Consider the following 3,532-nt stretch of genomic DNA (forward strand, 5'->3'; position numbering starts at 1 on the left):
AAATTTGGGCTTCATCCGGGGAATGAAACCCATATCCAAGGGGGCTTCAATGAAAAAATACGCCGATTCAGGCATTATTCATTCATCTACAAAGAAAATCCCGAAAGGTTAAAGCCTTTCGGGATTTTCTTTTAAGCTTCTTGTGCTGTTTTCATTTTTTGGTCGACAATATCCATAAATGCTTTTTCAATAGCTTCAAGCTTTGTTTGACTTTCCTCCAAGCTAGGACTGTGTACTCCAAAGTAAAACTTCACTTTTGGTTCTGTTCCTGATGGCCTTAGGCACACCCAAGAGCCGTCTTCGAAAATGTATTTCAATACATCAGATTTTGGCAAGTTGATTTTTTCTTCCCCATTTTGAGATTTGCGTAAACTGTTTAAATAATCTTGCATCACAACCACTTTATGTGAAGCCAATTCGGTTAAGTGCTCCTCTCGGAAAGAAGCTAACAGGTTTTTGATTGATTCGGCTCCTTCCTTGCCCTTAAGAGTTAATGATTTAAGCTTTTCTTGATAAAAACCATATCTTTCAAATACTTGCTTCAGTCCTTCATAAAGCGTCAAGCCCTGCTGTTTATAATAAGCACATACTTCTACCGCTAACAGTGCCGCCTGTACAGCATCTTTATCGCGGGCAAAGTCGCCGATTAAATAACCATAGGACTCTTCGTAGCCGAAAAGGAAAGTATGCTCGCCGCTCATTTCATATTCTTTAATTTTTTCGGCAATAAATTTAAACCCGGTTAATACATCTACAGTTGATAATTGGAAGGAAGAAGCAATTTTCTTTCCTAATTCAGACGTTACGATTGTTTTCAACACGACACCATTTTCCGGCAAGGTTCCTTTCTCCTTCTTGTGCGTTAAGATGTAATCAAGAAGTAAGGCACCGGTTTGGTTTCCGGTTAGGAGGACGTATTCCCCTTCTGAGTTGCGAACGGCAATCCCTAAGCGGTCGCAATCCGGGTCAGTAGCGATTAACAGGTCAGCCCCAGTCTTCTTTCCATCGCGAATCGCCAGCTCAAAAGCAGCAGGTTCTTCCGGGTTTGGACTTTTTAAGGTAGTAAAATTCGGGTCTGGAAGTTCTTGTTCTTTCACAACTGTAACATGTTGATAGCCTAAACGGGCCAGAGCGGCACGGACAGGCTTATTTCCAGTTCCATGAAGCGGCGTATAGACCACTTTCAGATCCGTTTCTTTCGCAAGCTGCGCATTCTCAGAAATTGTGATGACTTTTTCAATGTAGGCATGATCAATCTCCGCACCAATAATTTTAATCAACCCTTTAGCGCGCAAACTGTCCTCGCTTTCCACTTCGATTACTAATTCATTATCAATGGTATTTATTTTTTCAATTACTTCTTTTGCTGGTTCAAGAGACAGCTGTGCACCGTCTGGCCCATAAACTTTATAGCCGTTATATTCTGGCGGGTTGTGGCTGGCTGTAATCACAATCCCGGAAAAAGCTTGCAGATGTCTTAAAGCAAAGGACAGCTCCGGGGTTGGTCTGAGTTCATCAAATACATATGTTTGAATTCCCCTTGTAGCCAGCGTTTTTGCTGCTTCCATGGCAAATTCGGGTGATTTGTGACGGGAATCATAGGCAATCACGACACCGCGCTGTTTTGCCTCCTTGCCTTGATCTTCTATGTATTGAGCCAAGCCCGCTGATGCTTTACGGACCGTATATATGTTCATCCGGTTTGTTCCCGCGCCGATTTCCCCGCGCATCCCTCCGGTGCCAAATTCTAAATTTTTGTAAAAAGCATCCTCCAGCTGTTTCTCGTCTTCCTTCATTTTTTCTAATTGATTTTTTAATTCTGGATCTAAGTTTTCAAACTCCATCCATCTTTTCGCTGCTGTTTTCCAGTCCATTGATCGGACCCTCCTTCTTGTCAAATCTTTTCACACTATAATTTCTTTATTTGGATTCTGAATTCCTTTATAAAATGCCCAATATTTCCCGACAAATTTCTCATAGTTTAAATTTACCAGAATCCCGCGTTTATCGTACCACAAAATGGCTTCCCTCCGTATAAAAAAACCTGCAAATAGTTGCAGGTCGTTTGGTTCTATATCAATAATTCATTATCCGCTTTGGAATACATGCTAAGCATCGTATGTTTCATATTCTTTGCTGTCGTAAACTGATCATATTCAAAAGGAAAAAACAAGCCAAATTCCCGTAAATTGGCTGCATTTCGATTGAATAGTTCAGCATACTGTTCATCCAGCTGTGAAGACTCTAAAATGGAGATTAATGTCTGGATACTCGCCATCACTTGAAAAGCATCCTTTAATGTGCCGAATTCTTTAAAATGCTGATCAGTCGGCTGTAATACCTTTAACTGTTCAAACTGCTCAATTTCTTCATCAGAAAAATATTGCGGAAAAATATTTTCATAAATATATTTTACAAGATCAACAATTTCTTCTTCTTGACTCGGTGTCGAGGCAAAAACAATTTTCACGAATAAAACCCACCTTTGCCAACCCTTTTTTCTGTCTGTATTATATATGATAAGAATAACATAATAAAACGGGTATTGACGTGGTAATTAAAACCAGAGTGAATAGGAGAATAACAAGTGATGACAGAGCGCAAAGGAGATTGGTGGCAAATTGCCGTTCCGGAAAAATGGGAAGGGAAAACAATCGAGGAGATTTTTCGTTCTGAGTGGGAAGCTCCTAAAAAATTAACCCATACTTTTCGAATGGAAAAGAAGGTCCGATATGAGGGGACTGAGGCAAACTGGAACGTACCACTGACCGCTGGAAAACGATTAGAACTTCTTCTTTTCCAAGAAGAGGAGATTCTTGTTCCGCCTTACTATCGGGATATTGAGATCCTTTATGAAGATGACCATGTCCTAGTCATGAATAAGCCCCCATTTATAAATACTCACCCAAATGACAAAGACGACGTGGAAACCCTTTTAAATGCGGCGCAATTTCATATGCAGGCGAACGGTGAAATGAGAAATGTTCGTCAAGTGCACCGGCTCGACCGGGATACAACAGGCGCCATTGTGTTCGCCAAACATGCTTTAGCTGGAGCCATATTAGACCGTATACTTGTCAAACGAGAAATCAAAAGGACTTACATCGCTTTGGTACATGGCCTTTTAAAGCAAAAAAAAGGAACCATTAACAAACCTGTCGGTCGCGATCGTCACCATCCGACCAGAAGGAGAGTATCGCCTTCTGGTCAGGAAGCCATCACCCATTATCAAGTCTTAAAAGAAGATTACACACAACATGTAACATATGTTAAGTGTTGGCTTGACACAGGCAGAACTCATCAAATTCGTATTCATTTCAGCCACCTGGGCCATCCGCTTGTCGGAGATGTTTTGTACGGCGGAAAGCCGATTGCAGACCGACAGGCGCTTCATGCCATTAAACTGGAATTTACCCATCCTTTTACCGGGGAAAAAGTCGTCTGCTTTGCACCTTTTACAGATGAACCTGTTATTTTTAAGGACATTGATGTGTATCAAATTTAGAAAAGCGGAAGCGCCTTGGTTAGCCTG

3 protein-coding genes are annotated in these 3,532 nt (G+C 41.2%); 1 reads left to right on the forward strand and 2 read right to left on the reverse strand.

Annotated elements, in window-relative coordinates:
- Nucleotides 1-131: 131 nt before the first annotated feature.
- Both BFU02S_RS15275 and BFU02S_RS15280 read right to left on the reverse strand, forming a co-directional pair.
- Complete coding sequence (locus tag BFU02S_RS15275; RefSeq protein WP_066372501.1) at nt 132-1,874, reverse strand: phospho-sugar mutase; 1,743 nt, start codon at nt 1,872-1,874, stop codon at nt 132-134.
- A gap of 197 nt (nt 1,875-2,071) precedes the next feature.
- Nucleotides 2,072-2,470, reverse strand: coding sequence for a YhcU family protein (locus tag BFU02S_RS15280; RefSeq protein ID WP_066372503.1), 399 nt, complete (start codon nt 2,468-2,470; stop codon nt 2,072-2,074).
- A gap of 120 nt (nt 2,471-2,590) precedes the next feature.
- Between BFU02S_RS15280 and BFU02S_RS15285 the strand changes: the two genes are divergently transcribed.
- Nucleotides 2,591-3,505 (forward strand): RluA family pseudouridine synthase, encoded by a 915-nt coding sequence (locus BFU02S_RS15285; RefSeq protein ID WP_066372506.1) that lies wholly within the window; start codon nt 2,591-2,593, stop codon nt 3,503-3,505.
- Nucleotides 3,506-3,532 lie beyond the last annotated feature (27 nt).

The sequence above is a fragment of the Neobacillus fumarioli NBRC 102428 genome (assembly GCF_001591485.1).
Lineage (GTDB): Bacteria > Bacillota > Bacilli > Bacillales > Cytobacillaceae > Neobacillus > Neobacillus fumarioli.

Coding starts and splice junctions, on each gene's coding strand:
- BFU02S_RS15275 (WP_066372501.1), bottom strand. CDS start 1,874: ATGGACTGGAAAACAGCAGCGAAAAGATGGATGGAGTTTGAAAACTTA.
- BFU02S_RS15285 (WP_066372506.1), top strand. CDS start 2,591: ATGACAGAGCGCAAAGGAGATTGGTGGCAAATTGCCGTTCCGGAAAAA.